The organism is Acidovorax sp. LjRoot66 (assembly GCF_964253305.1).
Classification (GTDB): Bacteria; Pseudomonadota; Gammaproteobacteria; order Burkholderiales; family Burkholderiaceae_C; genus Acidovorax.
Window position 1 is genome coordinate 1,396,310 of sequence record NZ_CAXUQU020000001.1, and the last position, 16,541, is coordinate 1,412,850.

The window sequence follows — 16,541 nt, forward strand, 5'->3', positions numbered from 1 at the left end:
CGCCCACACACGCTCCGTAGGGACAAGTCACCCTATGGCACCAAAGTTGCTATGCTTGAGTTGTCAAAAAATGTAAGGAAGAGCGATGAACCTGCTCAGCCGTCTTTCCATCCGCGCACGTCTTTATTTCGGCACGATTTTCTCCCTGGTTCTGCTCGTGGTCATAGGTGCCATGGGGTATCTGGCGCTGGAGCGCACCCGCAGCACCCTGGACCAGCTGTTCTCCCAGCGGGTGCAGACCCTGACCGATGTGGCCGAGCTGCGCACCACCCTGGGTGACCTGCGCCGGTCCGAAAAAGACATCATCATCAGCTTCAACAACTCCGTCGAGGTCGCAGCCCTGCGCGAGAGCTGGAAGAAATCGCTCACCGCGCTGAACAAGGGCATGGCCGAAGTGCGCCAGGTGCAGTCGGGCGATGCGGCCTTCGTCGAGTCCATCGACAAGTCCCTGGCCGAGGTCAAGGAATACGAGGCCGGCATCTCTCCCGTGTTCGAGCAGATCGAGCGCGCCCAGATCGACGGCGCCGTGGGCGGTGCCTATGCCGACCGCCTCAAGAAGCACATGGAGGCCACCGACAAGCTGCTGTCCGACCTCTCCGTGACGGCACGCACCAAGATGGACGAGGCGCGCGAGGGCGTGAACACGCTGACCACCACCATGTCCGGCCTGATCGGCATCGTGCTGGTGCTCGCACTGGCCGTGCTCATCCCGCTGACCTTCTTCAGCGTGCGCTCCATCACCCGCTCGATTGCCCAGGCCAGCGAGCTGGCAGAACGCATTGCCGGCGGTGACCTGTCGCAGGACGTGCAGGTCACCTCGCAGGACGAGGTGGGCCAACTCGTGGCCTCCATGGCACGCATGCAGGACGCCTTGCGGGGCCTGGTGCAGCAAGTGCAGGAGGCGGCCAGCAACATCTCCACGGCCAGTACCGAGATCGCCTCGGGCAACCACGACCTGAGCCACCGCACCGAGCAGACCGCAGCCAACCTCGAAGAGGCCGCTTCGTCGATGGAGCTGCTCACCAGCACCATTGGCCAGAGCGCCCAATCGTCACGCCAGGCCAGCGACTTCGCTTCGTCGGCCGCCGAGGTGGCCGGGCGCGGCGGTGTGGTGGTCTCCCAGGTGGTGACCACCATGGACCAGATCACCACCAGCTCGCGCAAGATCGCCGACATCACCGGTGTCATCGACGGCATTGCCTTCCAGACCAACATCCTGGCCCTCAATGCGGCGGTGGAAGCCGCCCGTGCCGGCGAGCAGGGCCGGGGCTTTGCCGTGGTGGCCAGCGAGGTGCGCAGCCTGGCCCAGCGCTCGGCAGCGGCTGCCAAGGAGATCAAGGGCCTGATCGGCTCCTCGGTGGAGCGTGTCGAAGACGGCTCGCGCCTGGTGAGCCAGGCGGGAGCGACCATGAACGAGATCGTGGGCAGCGTGCGCCGCGTCTCGGACATCATCAGCGAGATCACGGCATCGTCCGCCGAGCAGCGCGACAACGTGGGCCACATCAGCCAGTCGGTGAGCCAGCTGGACAACATGACGCAGCAGAACGCCGCGCTGGTGGAGCAGTCCACCGCAGCCTCGGAGTCGCTGCGCGAGCAGGCACTGCAGCTGACCCAGGCCGTGAGCCAGTTCAAGCTGCAGCCGGGAGCCAGGGCCGCCAGCCCGGGTGCGGGCGGCAGCATGCCGACCCCACGCCAGGGCATCCCTGCGCCGGCCCAGCGGCCTGCCGTTCCGGTGCGTGCGCCCAAGCAGGCATTGCAGATCCGCTGACGGTCTGCCGGCTGGTAGAGCCCCTGGCTACGCCCAGCAAAAAGCCCCTGTCGCCGGTTGGTGACGGGGGCTTTTTTCTTGGGGCGCTTGGCGCTTGCGTTGCGAGGGGCTGCTAATCCCGTGTGACGCGCAGCACTTCTTCGCGGCTGGTGATGCCCGCGGCAATCAGGCGCTCGCCGTCTTCGCGCATCAGCGCCATGCCGCCCGCGAGGGCCGCCGTGCGGATGTCCGCCTCGGAGGCCTGGTTGTGGATCTGCGCGCGGATGGCGTCGTTGGTCACCAGCAGCTCGAACAGGCCGGTGCGGCCCGTATAGCCGGTCTGGCCGCAGTGCTCGCAGCCGGCACCCTGGCAGTGGCTGCAGTACTTGCGCACCAGCCGCTGGGCCAGCACGCCGAGCAATGAGGACGACAGCAGAAAAGGCTCCACGCCCATGTCGGTCAGGCGCGTCACGGCGCTGGCCGCGTCGTTGGTGTGCAGCGTGGCCAGCACCAGGTGGCCCGTGAGCGAGGCCTGGATGGCGATCTGCGCGGTCTCGAAGTCGCGGATTTCACCGATCATGATGATGTCCGGGTCCTGGCGCAGGATGGCGCGCAGGGCCTTGGCGAAGGTCAGCTCGATCTTGCTGTTGACCTGGGTCTGGCCCACGCCGGGCAGTTCGTACTCGATGGGGTCTTCCACCGTCATGATGTTGTTGCGCGTGGCATCGAGCCGCCCCAGGCCCGCGTACAGCGTGGTGGTCTTGCCCGAGCCTGTGGGCCCGGTCACGAGGATGATGCCGTGCGGCTGGGCAATCAGGCCCTCGAAGCGGCGCAGCGTGTCGCCCTGCATGCCCACGGCTTCCAGGCTGAGCTTGCTCTCGCTCTTGTCCAAAAGGCGCAGCACGGCGCGCTCGCCATGGGCGCTGGGCAGGGTGGAGACGCGCACGTCGATGGCGCGCGTGCCCAGGCGCAGGCTGATACGCCCGTCCTGCGGCAGGCGTTTTTCCGAAATGTCGAGGTCGGCCATGATCTTCAGGCGCGAGATCAGGGCGGCGTGCAGGGCGCGGTTGGGCTGCACCACTTCGCGCAGCGAGCCGTCGACGCGAAAGCGCACGCTCGAATGCCGCTCGTAGGGCTCGATGTGGATGTCGCTCGCGCCGTCGCGTGCGGCCTGCGTGAGCAGGGCGTTGAGCATGCGGATGATGGGCGCGTCGTCGGCCGTCTCCAGCAAATCTTCCACCGCCGGCAGGTCCTGCATCATGCGCGACAGGTCGGCGTCGGACTCGACTTCGCTCACCACGGTGGCGGCACTCGATTCGCCCTGGGCATAAGCGGCACTGATGCGCTGGGCCAGGGCCGGGGCCGCCAGCGACTGCAGGTGGCGGATCTTGTGCTTGCGCATCACTTCCGACAGCGCGGTCACGTCGGGTGCAGGGCCGTGCCACAGCACGAGCTGCTGGCCATCGTCCTCCAGCAGCAGCTGCGAGGTGCGGGCAAACGCATAGGGCAGGGGGTGGCGCATGGGTCAGAGCGTCTGGCGGGTCACCGTGGCGGCGGGCGCGAGCTCGCGCACCATCGCGGCAGCGGAATCGGCCGAAGCCGGGTTGTGGTACGGGCCTACACGCACGCTGGTGCGGGGGCCCTGGCTGGTGTCCACCGGCTGCTCCGAGATGGGGAGCGCCGAATTGCGCAGCCTGGCCAGTGCGGCCTGCGAGGCCGAGTCATCGCCGAACACGCCGGCACGCACGTAGTAGGTCGGTGCAGTGGCCGCAGCGGGCACAGGGGCTTCGCTGATGGGTACGCCCGAAGGCGTCAACCGGGGTGCTGGTTGCACAGGCGTCACCAGGTCCTGCAGGGGGGCAGGCTGTACGCGCGTTGCCGGGGCGCTGCGCTGGGGCAGTTCCGGCAAGACAGGAGCGCCCGATATCGACCGCAGTGGCAGGCTCGACGCGGGTTGCGTCACCTGCTGCAGCCCGCGGATCGCGTCGTAGCGGTCTGCCATCAGGGCTTCGCTGGTGGCCGCATCGCGCACCACCACGGGGCGCAGGAAGACCATCAGGTTGGTCTTGTTGCGCGTGCGGTTTTCGCTGCGGAACAGGCCGCCAACCAGGGGCAGATCGCCCATCACCGGCACCTTGTCCTCGCCCTGGGAGTAGCTGTCTTCGAGCAGACCGCCGAGAACGATGATGTTGCCATCGTCCACCACCACGTTCGACTCGATGGAGCGCTTGCTCGTTGTGGGGCCGTTCACGTCAGAGAGGGTCGCGCGGTCGATCTTGGAGACCTCCTGGTAGATCGACATCTTGACGGTGCCGTTCTCGCTTATCTGCGGGCGCACCTTGAGCATCAGGCCCACGTCCTTGCGCTCCACCGTGGTGAAGGGGTTCACCGTGTTGCTGCCGCCGGTGTTGGCATACGAGCCGGTCGGGAAGGGCACGTTGTTGCCGATCACGATGCGCGCTTCCTCGTTGTCCAGCGTCATCAGGTTGGGGGTGGACAGCACATTGGCATCACCGCTGTTCTGCAGGAAGTTGGCCAGGGCGCCCAGGTAGTACTGGCCATTGATGCGCGGTGCAAGGGCCAGGTTCAGGCCCTTGCTCAGCGTGCTGGCTGCCGAGGTGATGGCGCTGGTGCTTCCACTGGCCAGTGCTCCTGTGACATTCAGGATGTTCGCACCTCCACCTTGGACCGAATTGGTGCCGATGACGCCGACGGTGCCATCGCCCTGCTTGCCCAAAACCCCTTGCCACTGGATGCCGAACTCCGCCAGCTTGGTAGCCGAGACCTCTACGATCATGCTTTCCACCAGCACCTGGGCCCGTCGACCGTCGAGTTGGTCGATCACTGCGCGCAGTTGGCGGAACAGCGGCTCGGGCGCCGTGATGATCAGCGAGTTGGTGGTGGGGTCGGCCTGGATCAGGCCGCCGGTGGAGGGCTGGTTGCTGTTGGCGCTGCCCATGCCCGAGCCGGCGCCCATGCCGGAACTGCTGCCCAGCCCGCCAAGGCTGCTGTTGCTGCTGCTGTTGGAGCCGCCGCTCAGGCCGCCGCTGTTGCTGCCGCCGCCCGACAGTGAGCTGGACGGTGCACCCCCACCGGAAATCGCCGGCGTGCTGGCGCCGGCACCGCCACTGGAGTTGCCGCCCATGCTGGCCATGGCTGCGCGCAGGGTGGTGGCGAGCTTGGTGGCATCGGCGTTCTTGAGGTAGACCACATGGATGTTGCCCGTGGAGGCGCTGCTGCCCGGCACCGGGGGCTGGTCGAGCTTGTCGACGAGGGCACGCACCATGGCCACCCGTGCAGGGTTGGCCGCACGCAGGATCAGCGAATTGCTGCGCGGCTCGGCCAGCAGCGTGGTCTTGAACGAGGTATCCGCCTGGCCCTGGGCCGCGGCGGGCGCGGCGCCGCTGCCGCCATCGATGAGGCGAGCCACCAGGGGCGCGAGGTCGACCGCCAGGGCGTTGCGCAGCGGGATGATCTCCACATCGCTGGCGTTGGAGACGTCCATCGCCGCGATGATGCGGCCCAGGCGTTGCAGGTTGTCGGCGTAGTCGGTGATCACCAGCGAGTTGTTGCCGGGGTTCAAGTTGATGGTGTTGTTGGGGCTGATCAGCGGGCGCAGCACCGGCACCAGGTTGCCCGCGTTTTCGTAATTCAGCTTGAAGATCTGCGTCACGATCTGCCCGCCGCCAGGCGTGCCGCGGGCAGAGCCCGACTCGCTCACGCCCACGCTGCCGCTCTGCAGCTTGGCGTCGGCCTCGGGCACCACCTTGTACAGGCCGGCCGATTCGACCACCGTGAAGCCCTGCAGGCGCAGTGCGGCCAGGAACTGCTGGAACGCGGCCGAGGGGGGCACGGCGCGCTCGGTGATCAACGTGAGCTGGCCCTTCACGCGCGGGTCGACCACCACGTTGCGCCCGGTGATGGTGGCCATGGTGCGGGCCACGGCCTCGATCTCGGCGTTGGCGAAGTTCAGCGTGACGGGTTCGTTCCCGCGCACGCTGCTGGTGCCCGTGCCAACGGCTGTCTGCGCCAGCGCCAGCGGGCTGCTGGTGAGCAGCATGGCGGCCAGGGTGATCGAGCTGACGGCGCATTGCAGGTGCGGCGAAAGGGAGGATGCGGAAGTCGTCATAGGGTCAACCCACGGTGATGAGGGAGCGCGCGCCGTTGCGCCGTCCGATGATGTTCAGAAGATTGGTGAGCGCCGCTTCGCGGTCGGGCGCTGCACTGGCCTCGCCCGCAAAGCGCAGGCGCTGGCCTACCCATTGGCCGGTGCCGCTCAATTGCAGGTGGCCGCTCAGGGTGGTCAAGGTCAGGATGGGCACCTCGCCACCCTGCACGGCCAGCCGGTAGCTGCCCATGGGGCGCAGGGTGGACAGGCGCGAGGACATGTCCAGCGCATCGAGCTGCACCTTGCCGTCCAGCACCATGCGGCCGGCCTGCCAGGCGGCTTGCAGCCCCTGGGTCTGCAGCACCAGCTGGCCTTGCGGCTGCAGCGTGTTCCAGGGCGTGCCCAGGCCCGATAGCAATGCGGCGGGCCAGTTGCTCTGGCCGTCGCCCACCGTCAGGCGCAGTTGCGAGAGGCCCAGCGCCAGCCGCGCCTGCAGCGGCTGCACGGTGCAGCAGGGGGCCTGCACCTGCGCGCGCACGCCATTCAGGGTGGGGCGCAATGTCCATTGCAGGCGCCCGGGCAGCGCCGTGCGGTCCTGGCTGGCGGTGCCGCCGGTCAGGACCAATTGAGCAGAGCCACTCCAGACCGTGCCACGCGCTTCCGACAGCAGCAGTTGCCCACCCGTGGCCCGGGCCAGGCCCTGCGCCAGCCATTGCGCCGGGGCAAAGACCACCAGCGCAGGCAGCAGGCCGGCCAGGGCGCCGCCCACCGCCCAGCCCCAGGGCGAGCGCGGTACGGCACCGGTGGTGCGCGAGGAGGTGCGTGTGCTGCGGGCTGGTGACACGGGGCGTTCCGTGGGGGTCACCGTGCAGGCAGGGCCAGCACCAGCGTGCCGTCCCAGCGCGGGGTTCCGGGGGCCGCGCCCTCAGGCGCATTGCCCTGTACAGGGTTGGCACCCATGGCCGGCATGCTGCCGGGAATAGGGGGCATCAGAGGGCCCGAAGGGGGCGCACCCGCACCCGCTGCCGGCAAGACCGGCGCCGCGGCGGGGACTTGCGGCCCCGGGCGGGCATTGCCTGTCGTTGCGGGAGTGGTCGGGTTGGCGGTGCGGGTCAGGCGTGCCTCGATGGGCACGGCCCGGGCATTGCTGCGCGCCAGGGCCAGCCACTGCGCCAGGGCATCGGCAGGGGCGGCCTTGAGCGTCACGGTGGCACGGTCGCCGGTCACGTTGAGCTGGGCGGCCGTGCCCATGCGCTGGGTCAGGCCGTTGCGCAGGGCGCCGGTGGGGTCGCCCGTGCTGCTGCGCGGTGCGGCCTGCAACTGCTGGGCCTCGGCCTGCAGGCTGCGCATGCGCTGCAGCTGCGTGTCCAGTTCGGCGTGGCGCTTGGGGGCGCTGCGCAAGGTCTGCAGGGCCGGTGAAATGGCCACCCACCACACCAGGGCCAGGCCCACCAGGGCGGCAGCACCCAGCACGAAGTTCTGTTCGCGCGGGGCCATGGCCTGCCATTGGGTTTTCAAGGGGGCGAGCTGGCTCATGGGGCGGTCTCCGCACGCAGCACCAGGCTGCCATCGTCCAGGCGGCCGGTGTAGCCGGCGGCCCGCAGTCGGGTGGTGAGCACGGGTTCCTCTTGGGGTGCAAGCGGCAGGCCGCGCAGGCGCAGCTCGCCGGTGGTGAATTCCAGGCCGGTAGGGATGCGGCCATCGGGCAGCACGCTGCCCGCAGCGGCCATCATGGGCTCCAGGTCGCGCGGCGAGAAGCTGCCGGACGCCTGGCGCAGCAGCGCCATCTCGCGTTCCATCTGCTCCAGGGGGGCGATCACGGCCTGCACCTGCGGGAAGGTCTGCGTGAAGGTGCTGCGCAGGCTGGTCTGTTTGGCGGCCAGGGCCTGCCGCTCTTGCCAGGCCCAGACGTTCAGGCCCGCCAGGTGCGCCAGTACGAGCACGCCCAGCGCCCAGCGCGCTGCGCGCCACTGGGGGGCGTACAGCAGGGCGCTCAGCACGCCGCCGGCCTTGCGCAGGGCGCGCGAACGGCTGGTGCTGGACAGGTCGAACTGCGCCAGGTCCCAGTCGCCGCGGGCGGCGTCCAGGGCGCGGGCGCTGGCCGTGTGCAGGTCCACCGGGTGGCCCAGTGCGCGTTCGGCCAGTTCCGCCACGGCCGGGTCGGCGCGCAAGGGGGTGGGCGGCGCATCGCTGCCGGCAGCGCCTAGGCCTGCCAAGGCCAGCGTGGCCGGCGTCAGCGGCAGCACCGAAATCCCCTGGTCGGCGCCCAGTCCGCACAGGATCAACTGGGGGTCGTCCGCCGTGCCGATGGCCGACACCTCGGGGCCGCCACTGGCCGTGGGGCCGGGCGCGAACTCGGGCACCACGCGGGACACGCGCCGGCCTGCGGCCTCCAGGGCCTGCAGGTGGGCACGCAGCCAGGCACGGTCGCACACAGCCACCCACACCGGCACGCCGGCCTGGGCGCCCGGTTGCAGCGCAAAGTGCAGCTGGGCCGTGTCGTCGAGCAGGCGGTCTTCGAGCAGGCCGTCCAGCACCGAGCGCAGGCGCGGTGTCTGCTGGCTGGCCCCCAGGGGCAGTCCGGGCGGCAACTGCACCTTTTGCCAGGACAGCGCCTCTATCGGCACCACGGCCACGACCTCGCCGGGGCGCGCGGTCTCGGGCAGCAGGGCGGCCTCGGTGAGCGCGTGGCGCTGTGCGGTGTGCCCGTCCGCAGTCAGCGTATAGCCGTACTGGGTCGATATCCCCGGAAGGGAGGGCGGCAGGGAAAGTATCAGCGTGCTCATGGGCGGGTAGTGCGGGCCATTTTAGGGTGTGCTGGGAGGGCTGCGCGCATTCAGCGCAGGCCCTGTTGCGCCGGGGCGGCAGTGTCCCGGTCGAAAGCGCCGCGTTCCCGCCACAGCGTCGTCACTTCCAGGCCCAGCTTGCGGACCAGGGAGCGCTCGTCCACAGTGGTGTTGTCCATGCGCAGCCGGCCCCGTACCTCGAAATAGGCCGAGGCGATGGCCAGGTCATTGGTGTCGAACGGGACCTTGCCCAGCACCTCGACCACTTCAGCCATGGAGCGGAAATGTTTCGATTCGCGGGCCTGCACCAGCTTCTGGGCACCGGCCATGTCCAGCCCGTCGATGCTGGCCCAGACCACGTCGATGCCCGCCGTGTTGAGGTTGACCGGTGTGCGCACCGGCAGGATGGTGACATGCGGCAGCAACGCCGCCACGGTGGGCGGCGACAGCCCCAGCCAGCCTAGCTGAGATACTGTCTGCGGCATGAGCGGGGCGCTGCCATCGGCCCCCGTGCGGGCCTGGGCCTTGCGCAGGTTTTCCAGCAGCAGCGCCAGCTCCTGCGAGGGCAGCCCCAGCCGCTCGAACAGCCGGGTGAACTGCTTCAAGGCCCCGGCCTGCACCTGCCCACCTTCGGCCAGGCTGGTGATGTTCAGGCGCGACTGCAGGTCGGTGATCTGCCCCGAGAGAAAGGCATCGGTGGTGTCGGTGCTGGCGTCTTCCACCTGCGCCACGCCGCGCTCGGCCGCGAGGAAGCTGGACAGCCGGGCTTCCTGCAGCGGCACCGCCCAGGGCTCGGCCAGGTGGTCGGCACCGCCGGCTCGGCCGTCTTCGCGCAGGATCAGGCGCGACCAGTCCAGCGCCCCCACCAGTATCCAGGAGGCCTGCACGCGGGCGCGCTCGGCGGTCTCGACCTCGATGGCGCGCCACTGCTGCCACAGGGAGGCGGCGGCAAACGTGGCCACCAGCGTCACGGTGAGCATGGCCGCGAGCAGCGCCGCGCCGCGCTGGGCCAGCGTTCGCCGTTGCCGGATGTTCGGTGTGCGGCGCATCAGGTGCGTCCCCCACCCAGCGTCGGGTTGACCCAGTCGCGCACGATGGCGCCGCTCAGTGCCTGGCCGGGTGACAGCGTGATCTGCAGCCGCACCCCATCGGGCAGAGTGGAGGCCGGGGTGCCTGCGGTCTGCCCGGCGCTCGACAGCGGGTTGGACCAGGCGCCGCCGCGGAAATAGAACAGCTGCCAGTTGGTGATGGGCACCAGGCTGATCTCGTAGCGCCGCGCCTGTTCGTCGGGTGTGCGCGCCCACTGCTCGGCCTGTTGCCAGGCCTGCTGCCATTCGGTGCGGTTGCGCACGGGCGGGGACTGCCAGCGCACCCACTGGCCGCCGCCCTCCACGCCTGGCGCGTCGCGCCGGGTCCAGGCCACCACCAGCGCGCCTTCGTCGGGCACGGCCGTGGTGCGGCGGGTGATGCGCAGCACCTGCCCGTCCCAGTCCATCGGGGTGGTGCTGGCCAGCGGCAGGATGGCATCGAGGTCGGCGCCCCACTGCCCCAGGGCCGACTGGATCACCAGCATCTCGTCGGCGCGCAGGCGCGTCTGCTCCTGAGCGCGCACCATGCCGTCGATGCCGCGCCAGCTCATGATGGCCAGGATGGACATCAGCGCAATGGCGACCAGCAGTTCGATCAGCGTGAAGCCGCCCGATGCCGCCGCCAACGGGCTGCGCTCGCGGCCTGGTGGCACAGCGAGGCGCGCAGGGTGGGTCATGGGCCTGGAGCGCATTGTCAATAGCGCCCCAGGATGGTCGATATGCGCAGGACGGAGTTTTCGCCGTCGAGCACCTGGGCATCCACCCGCCGAAAGCTCGGGTTGGGCGTGGGCCGCACGATCAGGCGCACGTCAAAGCGCCGGCCCGCCTGCTCGCAGGGCTGGGTGCTGTCACCCACGCTGGGCATCTGGCGCGACAGTCGCGTGCGCACCAGTTCGTTCTCGGCGCACAGCTGTGCCAGCACGATGTCGGACTGGCGCAGCGCATTGCGCGTGAGGGCATTCGTGGACTGCAGCCCCGCCATCAGCGCAATCGCCACGATGCTCAGGGCCACCAGCACCTCCACCAGCGTGAACCCCTGCTGGTGCGTGTTCGTGGGAGTGCGGGTCATTGCACCGACTCCACACTGAAAGGCCGCAGCCCGTCCGTCACCACGCGCAGGGCCTGGTCGGGATGGTCCTGGTGCGTGAGCAGCACCTGCTGCGCCCCGATCACCGGCTCGGGCCCGAGCAGCAGGATGGCATTGCCGCGCACCAGGGTGCCGGTGGCCAGCCACTGGTGCGGCAGCGCCTCGGGCGGCAGCCCCTCGAAATTGAAACCCTGCGGCCCGCCGCGCCAGCGCACCGGCACGCCACTGGCCCGCGACTGCGCCCGCCCCGATTCGAGCAGGGCAGCCAGCCGCGCCGCCTCGCGCTCCAGCTGCGTCTGCCCGTTGTCGCGCAGCGCCAGCGAAATACCCGCCGTCGCCAGCGCCATGATGCTGATGACCACCAGCAATTCGAGCATCGTGAATCCACGTGCACGGCGTGTCATGGGTGTTTGGAATGCCGGGCACACAGTGCTCGCAGCATCATCGCAGGCGTCAACGGTGTGCATGGGGCGCCGTTGCAACGGTCACAGCACCAGCCGAGGGCGGCCGGCCGCAGCGCCGGGCCGCCCCAAGCAAGGCCCGGCCCCCTCGGGGGGCAGCGACGACACGAAGTGCGGGAGCGTGGGGGCACCGGCCTTGCGCCGGGCCGCCCCAAGCAAGGCCCGGCCCCCTTGGGGGGCAGGGAGCGACACGCAGTGCGCGACCGTGGGGGCCAACATCCTTACTGCCAGCTGCCGATATCGGCATCCTTGCCTTCGCCGCCCGACTGCCCATCGGCACCGAAGGACATCACGTCGATCTCGCCCTTGATGCCGGGGTTCAGGTACTGGTAAGGGCGGCCCCAGGGGTCGTTGTTGAGCTTTTCGAGGTACAGCTTCCAGTTGCCGGGAACCGGGCCGGACGTGGGCTTGGCCACCAGCGCCTGCAGGCCCTGCTCGGGCGTGGGGTAGCGCTGGTTGTCCAGCCGGTACAGCTTGAGCGCCTGCATGATGTTGGTGATGTCCGTCTTGGCGGCGGTGCTGCGCGCGTCGTCGGCGCGGTCGAGCACGTTGGGCACGATCAGCGCGGCCAGCACGCCGATGATGACCACCACCACCATCAGCTCGATCAGGGTGAAACCCCGGGCCAGGCTGCGGCGTGCGGAGCCCAGGGAGGCGGAGGAAGACAGGAAAGAAAGAGTGTTCACTGCAGGCGGTCTCGCTAGGGTCGTATCGGGTGAATCATAATCCCCGCATGGTGACCAATTCATACAGCAAATGGGGCGTGCGCCTGGGGACTCTGGCGTTCTGGGTCGCCGCGGGCGCCAGCGTGGCCTATTGGGGCCTGCGCCTGTCGAACCGGCCGGTCGCGCAAGCCGTTCCGGCGATGGCGTCCATGGCGGCGGTGCCCGATGCCCAGGCGGTCGCCCGGGTGCTGGGCGCCGTGCCGGCCGGCGCGGTGGCCGCCGTGGCGGCGCCAGTGGCCTCGCTGGCCAGCCGCTTTGCCCTGATTGGCGTGCTGTCCGGGCGCCAGAGTGGAGGCGGTGCCGCGCTGATCGCGGTAGATGGCAAGCCGCCCAAAACCTTCCGCGTGGGCACCCTGGTGGACTCCGGCATGGTCTTGCAGTCCCTCGGCCCGCGCCAGGCGCAACTGGGTGCCGATGTGGGCGGCCCGGCCATGCTCACGCTGGACATGCCGCGCAAGAACTGAGAGGCTGAGAATCTTTCGCCCATGCCCGCCTTGCACGCCAAAACACCCCGGCTCGTCGTTGCAAATGCTCGCCATAGCCCGAGCTATGGCTGTGCTTTGCGCCTAGATCCGGGGCGTTTTGACGCGCCCTTCGGGCAAGGCCAAAAAATTCCCAGCCTCTGACCCTTCCGGGGCTCAGCAGGCCTCGGGCGTGGACGCCCGCGCTTTCATGGTTTGCTTCTGCTTACCCTGCGGGGCTGTTGGTATTTTGCCAATGAATGCCTTCATCCCAGGTCGACGGTATCCCATTCACCCCAGGCGGGGGCATGCACGGGCCATTGGTCGGCGTATGGCGTGGCGTTGTCGCCCTGGCGCAGCAGCCAGTCCACGCAGCGGGCCACGCCCGCATGGGTGAGCCACACCGCATGGGCCAGGCCGGCGGCCCGCGCCGCCGCCTGCGTGTCTTGCAGGGCCTGGGCCACGCGCTCCAGCATGTCCGCCAGCGGCTCGCCGTCGCCCGGGCGGTGGTGGGCGAAGTCGGCGGTCCAGGCATCGATGTCGGCCTTGGCCAGGCTGCTCCAGGCGCGGCCCTCCCAGGCGCCGAAATCCATCTCGCGCAGCCGGGCGTCGGGCCGGGGTTGCCAGTCGGGGCGGTTGGCCTGCACGGCCTGGGCGAGCTGCGCACACCGCTGCAGCGGCGAGTGCCAGACCAGTGCCGGGCCGGGCAGGGCCTGGCCCAGGCGCTGTGCACAGGCCAGGGTGGGGGCACTCTCTGCCGGCATGTCGAGCATGCCGTAGCAGGTGCCAGTGGCGATCACGGGCGGCGCATGCCGCACCAGCCAGAGCTGCACGGCCAGGCCCTCAGCCCGGCCCCAGGGCCAGCGCGGCACCCAGGTAAAAGCCGATCTCGCCGATCTGCTGCGTGGCGCCAAGGCAGTCGCCGGTAAAGCCCTGCAGGCGCCGTGCGAACCACCGGGCCATCCAGGCCGCGCCCAGAGCGCTCAGCGTGACGGCGGCGAGGGTGATGGCCGTGGAGCTCCAGAACCAGGCCAGCGCCAGCGGGGCCAGGCACCAGGCCGCCGCCACCACCAGTGCCGCGCCGGTGATCTGGTCGGCCAGCGGCTTGCTCTTGGATCGGGCGGTGTCGCCCACATGCGGCAGGCGGCGCACGATGAACAGCGGCCACAGGCGCGACAGCACATGCCCGCCCACCAGGGCCGCCAGCGCCGTGGCCAGACTGTGCACGCCGAGCAGCGCCAGCAAGCTCACCTTGGCCAGCAGGGCCAGCACCAGCGCCATGGCGCCGAAGGCGCCGACGCGCGAGTCCTTCATGATGTCCAGCGCCCGCTCGCGGTCGTAGCTGCCGCCCAGGCCATCGGCCACGTCGGCCAGGCCATCCTCATGGAAGCCCCCGGTGAGCAGCACCGTGGCCACGGTGCAGAACACGGCTGCCACGGCCGGGGCCAGCGGGTTGGGCGCCAGGGCCAATGCCAGGGCCGCATACACCCCCGCCGCCACAGCCGCAGCGAGCCAGCCCACGCCGGGCAAGTGCGCGGCGCTGGCACGCAGCATGGCGGGGCTGAAGCCCACCCAGCCGGCCAGCCGCCCGGTGACCGGGATGCGGGTGAAGAACTGCACGGCCAGCAGGTAGTGGCGCAGGGCTTGCATGGGGTGGCGCGGTGCTTGCCCTCTGCGCCTATTTGGCGCGCAGGAACAGGCGGTAGGCCGGGTTCAGCGTTTCTTCCACATACGGGTAGCCCAGGGTGGAGAGGAAGGCGTCGAACGTGGCCGAATCTTCGGGCGGTACCTGCATGCCCACGAGGATGCGGCCGTAGTCCGCGCCCTGGTTGCGGTAGTGGAACAGGCTGATGTTCCAGGTCGGCTGCATCAAACTCAGGAACTTGAGCAGCGCGCCCGGCCGCTCGGGGAACACGAAGCGCAGCAGGCGCTCGTCCTGGGCCAGCGAAGAGTGTCCGCCCACCAGGTGGCGCAGGTGCTCCTTGGCCAGTTCGTCGTGCGTGAGGTCCAGCGCACCGAAGCCGTGCTCCGTGAAGATCTGCGCGAGTTTTTTCGATTCGCCCTTGCCCTGGGCCGTGAGGCCCACGAACACATGGGCCTCGGCCGAGTCGCTGATGCGGTAGTTGAACTCGGTCACGTTGCGCGGGCCGCCGGGCAGGGCGCCCACCACCTCGCAAAAGCGCCGGAAGCTGCCGCGCTCTTCTGGGATGGTCACGGCAAGCAGGGCTTCGCGCTCCTCGCCCACCTCGGCGCGCTCGGCGACGAAGCGCAGGCGGTCGAAGTTCATGTTGGCGCCGCACAGGATGGCGGCGTAGGTCTCGCCCTCGGTCTGGTGCGTTTCCACGTACTGCTTGATGGCCGCCACGGCCAGCGCGCCCGAGGGCTCGACGATGCTGCGCGTGTCCACGAACACGTCCTTGATGGCCGCGCAGACGGCATCGGTATCCACCGTGATGAACTCGTCCACCAGGCCGCTGGCGATGCGGAAGGTTTCCTCGCCCACCAGCTTGACGGCCGTGCCGTCGGAGAACAGGCCCACGTCGGCCAGCGTGACGCGTTCATGCGCCCGCACGGACTGGATCATGGCGTCCGAGTCGTTCATCTGCACGCCGATGACCTTGATCTCCGGGCGCACGGCCTTGATGTAGTTGGCCACGCCGCTCACCAGGCCGCCGCCGCCGATGGCCACGAACACCGCGTCCAGGCGGTTGCTGCCCAGGCGCTGCAGCTGGCGCAGGATCTCCATGGCAATCGTGCCCTGGCCGGCGATCACGTCCGGGTCGTCGAAGGGGTGCACGAAGGTCAGGCCTTCCTTGGCCTGCAGCTCCGCAGCGTGCTGGTAGGCGTCGGAATAGCTCTCGCCATGCAGCACCACCTCACCCCCCAGCGTGCGCACGGCATCCACCTTGACCTGGGGCGTGGTGGTGGGCATCACGATCACGGCGCGGGCGCCGAGCTTGCTGGCGCTCATGGCCACGCCCTGGGCATGGTTGCCGGCCGAGGCGCAGATCACGCCACGCTGCAGCTGGCCGGGGGTGAGGTGCGCCATCTTGTTGTAGGCGCCGCGCAGCTTGAAGCTGAACACCGCCTGCTGGTCCTCGCGCTTGAGCAGCACGCGGTTCTTCAGGCGGCGGCTCAGGTCGCGGGCCGGCTCCAGGTCCGACTCGATCGCCACGTCATACACACGGGCGGTGAGGATTTTCTTGAGGTAGTCGGCGGGGGTCAGGTCGTGGGTCATGGCAAGGGGCAGGCTGTGGCGCGAGCCGCCCATGCGGGCGGGGCACACATCATAGGTGTTAGAACCTGTTCAGGCTCTTGGTCCTTGCCGCCCGGGATGCAGGCGGTGCCGATGGTCCCGTCCGGGCAAAAAAAAGCCCCAGGCCGCAAAGCCCGGGGCTGAATCCATCCTTTGAGGAGATGGAGGAGACAATCGGCGCGTTGGAGGTGGTGGAGATATCTCCCCAGAACCTGTCCCTTTTCGATAAAAGGGCAACGCATGACGCAATATTAGCGCAGAGGATGCTGCGATGCAGCAAAATCCAACGCATTTTTTGGAGTGGCCCGTCCATTTCGTGAAAAAAGCCACGTTTTTTGATGAACTACTGAGGAGAAACACACATGGAATGCACAGTCAGCTGGACCGGCGGCGCCGGTACCCGCTCGGGAATGGGGTTTGTGGCGGAAACCGGCAGCGGCCACGTCCTGACCATGGATGGCGCGCCCGATGCGGCCAACCCGGCCAATGGCGGGCAGAACCTGGCACCGCGCCCCATGGAGACCGTGCTGGCCGGCACCGGCGGCTGCACCGCCTATGACGTGGTGCTGATCTTGAAACGCGGGCGCCACGACGTGCGCGGCTGCAGCGTCAAGCTGACCACGGAGCGCGCGCCGGTCGATCCCAAGGTATTCACCAGGATCCACATGCAATTCACCGTGACCGGCAAGGGCATTCCCCCCGCCGCCGTGGAGCGCGCGATCGCCATGAGCCACGAAAAATACTGCTCGGCCAGCATCATGCTGGGCAAGACGGCCGAGATCACCACCGGCTTCGAGGTCTTGGAGGGCTGAAGCCTCTTTT

16 protein-coding genes are annotated in these 16,541 nt (G+C 69.2%); 3 read left to right on the top strand and 13 right to left on the bottom strand.

Features of this window, described 5'->3' with window-relative positions:
• Positions 1–85 precede the first annotated feature (85 nt).
• Positions 86–1,768: a methyl-accepting chemotaxis protein gene (locus ACSQ3Y_RS06470; protein ID WP_436176784.1), complete on the top strand. Its 1,683-nt coding sequence runs from the start codon at positions 86–88 to the stop codon at positions 1,766–1,768.
• Positions 1,769–1,880: 112 nt separating this feature from the next.
• On the opposite strand, the gene ACSQ3Y_RS06475 is transcribed toward ACSQ3Y_RS06470, so the two are convergent.
• From ACSQ3Y_RS06475 to gspG, 10 genes are all read right to left on the bottom strand, one after another.
• A complete protein-coding gene (locus tag ACSQ3Y_RS06475; protein WP_057200174.1) occupies positions 1,881–3,269 on the bottom strand; it encodes a GspE/PulE family protein in 1,389 nt (462 codons plus the stop codon).
• Between the two features lie 3 nt (positions 3,270–3,272).
• On the bottom strand, positions 3,273–5,876 hold the full coding sequence (gene gspD / locus ACSQ3Y_RS06480) for a type II secretion system secretin GspD (RefSeq protein WP_436176785.1): 2,604 nt from the start codon (positions 5,874–5,876) through the stop codon (positions 3,273–3,275).
• A gap of 4 nt (positions 5,877–5,880) precedes the next feature.
• Positions 5,881–6,699, bottom strand: a complete 819-nt coding sequence (gene gspN, locus ACSQ3Y_RS06485; RefSeq protein ID WP_057200258.1) for a type II secretion system protein N — start codon at positions 6,697–6,699, stop codon at positions 5,881–5,883.
• 17 nt (positions 6,700–6,716) lie between these two features.
• Positions 6,717–7,391: a type II secretion system protein GspM gene (gene gspM / locus ACSQ3Y_RS06490; protein WP_436176786.1), complete on the bottom strand. Its 675-nt coding sequence runs from the start codon at positions 7,389–7,391 to the stop codon at positions 6,717–6,719.
• Positions 7,388–8,641 (bottom strand): type II secretion system protein GspL, encoded by a 1,254-nt coding sequence (gene gspL / locus ACSQ3Y_RS06495; protein ID WP_057200176.1) that lies wholly within the window; start codon positions 8,639–8,641, stop codon positions 7,388–7,390. The genes gspM and gspL overlap by 4 nt, the downstream gene beginning before the upstream one ends.
• Positions 8,642–8,691: 50 nt before the next feature.
• Positions 8,692–9,690, bottom strand: coding sequence for a type II secretion system minor pseudopilin GspK (gene gspK, locus ACSQ3Y_RS06500; protein ID WP_436176787.1), 999 nt, complete (start codon positions 9,688–9,690; stop codon positions 8,692–8,694).
• Positions 9,690–10,406 (bottom strand): prepilin-type N-terminal cleavage/methylation domain-containing protein, encoded by a 717-nt coding sequence (locus tag ACSQ3Y_RS06505; protein WP_436176788.1) that lies wholly within the window; start codon positions 10,404–10,406, stop codon positions 9,690–9,692. The genes gspK and ACSQ3Y_RS06505 overlap by 1 nt, the downstream gene beginning before the upstream one ends.
• A gap of 17 nt (positions 10,407–10,423) precedes the next feature.
• The gene (gspI, locus tag ACSQ3Y_RS06510) at positions 10,424–10,798 is read right to left on the bottom strand and encodes a type II secretion system minor pseudopilin GspI (protein ID WP_436176789.1); all 375 of its coding nucleotides are present in this window, start codon (positions 10,796–10,798) and stop codon (positions 10,424–10,426) included.
• Entirely contained in the window at positions 10,795–11,220 is a 426-nt protein-coding gene (locus tag ACSQ3Y_RS06515; protein ID WP_057200179.1) for a prepilin-type N-terminal cleavage/methylation domain-containing protein, read from the bottom strand. Before ACSQ3Y_RS06515 ends, gspI begins: the two co-directional genes overlap by 4 nt.
• A 278-nt stretch (positions 11,221–11,498) precedes the next feature.
• The gene (gene gspG / locus ACSQ3Y_RS06520; protein ID WP_057200181.1) at positions 11,499–11,963 is read right to left on the bottom strand and encodes a type II secretion system major pseudopilin GspG; all 465 of its coding nucleotides are present in this window, start codon (positions 11,961–11,963) and stop codon (positions 11,499–11,501) included.
• A gap of 47 nt (positions 11,964–12,010) precedes the next feature.
• On the opposite strand from gspG, the gene ACSQ3Y_RS06525 reads away from it, so the two are divergent.
• On the top strand, positions 12,011–12,466 hold the full coding sequence (locus ACSQ3Y_RS06525; RefSeq protein WP_057200182.1) for a type II secretion system protein N: 456 nt from the start codon (positions 12,011–12,013) through the stop codon (positions 12,464–12,466).
• Between the two features lie 263 nt (positions 12,467–12,729).
• Here ACSQ3Y_RS06525 and ACSQ3Y_RS06530 read toward each other — a convergent pair whose 3' ends face one another.
• From ACSQ3Y_RS06530 to ilvA, 3 genes are read right to left on the bottom strand one after another with little or no spacing between them, the layout of a single operon-like run.
• Positions 12,730–13,296, bottom strand: coding sequence for a histidine phosphatase family protein (locus ACSQ3Y_RS06530; RefSeq protein ID WP_436176790.1), 567 nt, complete (start codon positions 13,294–13,296; stop codon positions 12,730–12,732).
• A gap of 10 nt (positions 13,297–13,306) precedes the next feature.
• Positions 13,307–14,113 (bottom strand): adenosylcobinamide-GDP ribazoletransferase, encoded by an 807-nt coding sequence (locus tag ACSQ3Y_RS06535; RefSeq protein ID WP_436176791.1) that lies wholly within the window; start codon positions 14,111–14,113, stop codon positions 13,307–13,309.
• A 28-nt stretch (positions 14,114–14,141) separates the two neighbouring features.
• A complete protein-coding gene (gene ilvA / locus ACSQ3Y_RS06540) occupies positions 14,142–15,701 on the bottom strand; it encodes a threonine ammonia-lyase, biosynthetic (RefSeq protein WP_179682022.1) in 1,560 nt (519 codons plus the stop codon).
• A 380-nt stretch (positions 15,702–16,081) separates the two neighbouring features.
• On the opposite strand from ilvA, the gene ACSQ3Y_RS06545 reads away from it, so the two are divergent.
• Entirely contained in the window at positions 16,082–16,531 is a 450-nt protein-coding gene (locus tag ACSQ3Y_RS06545) for an OsmC family protein (protein ID WP_179682021.1), read from the top strand.
• Positions 16,532–16,541 lie beyond the last annotated feature (10 nt).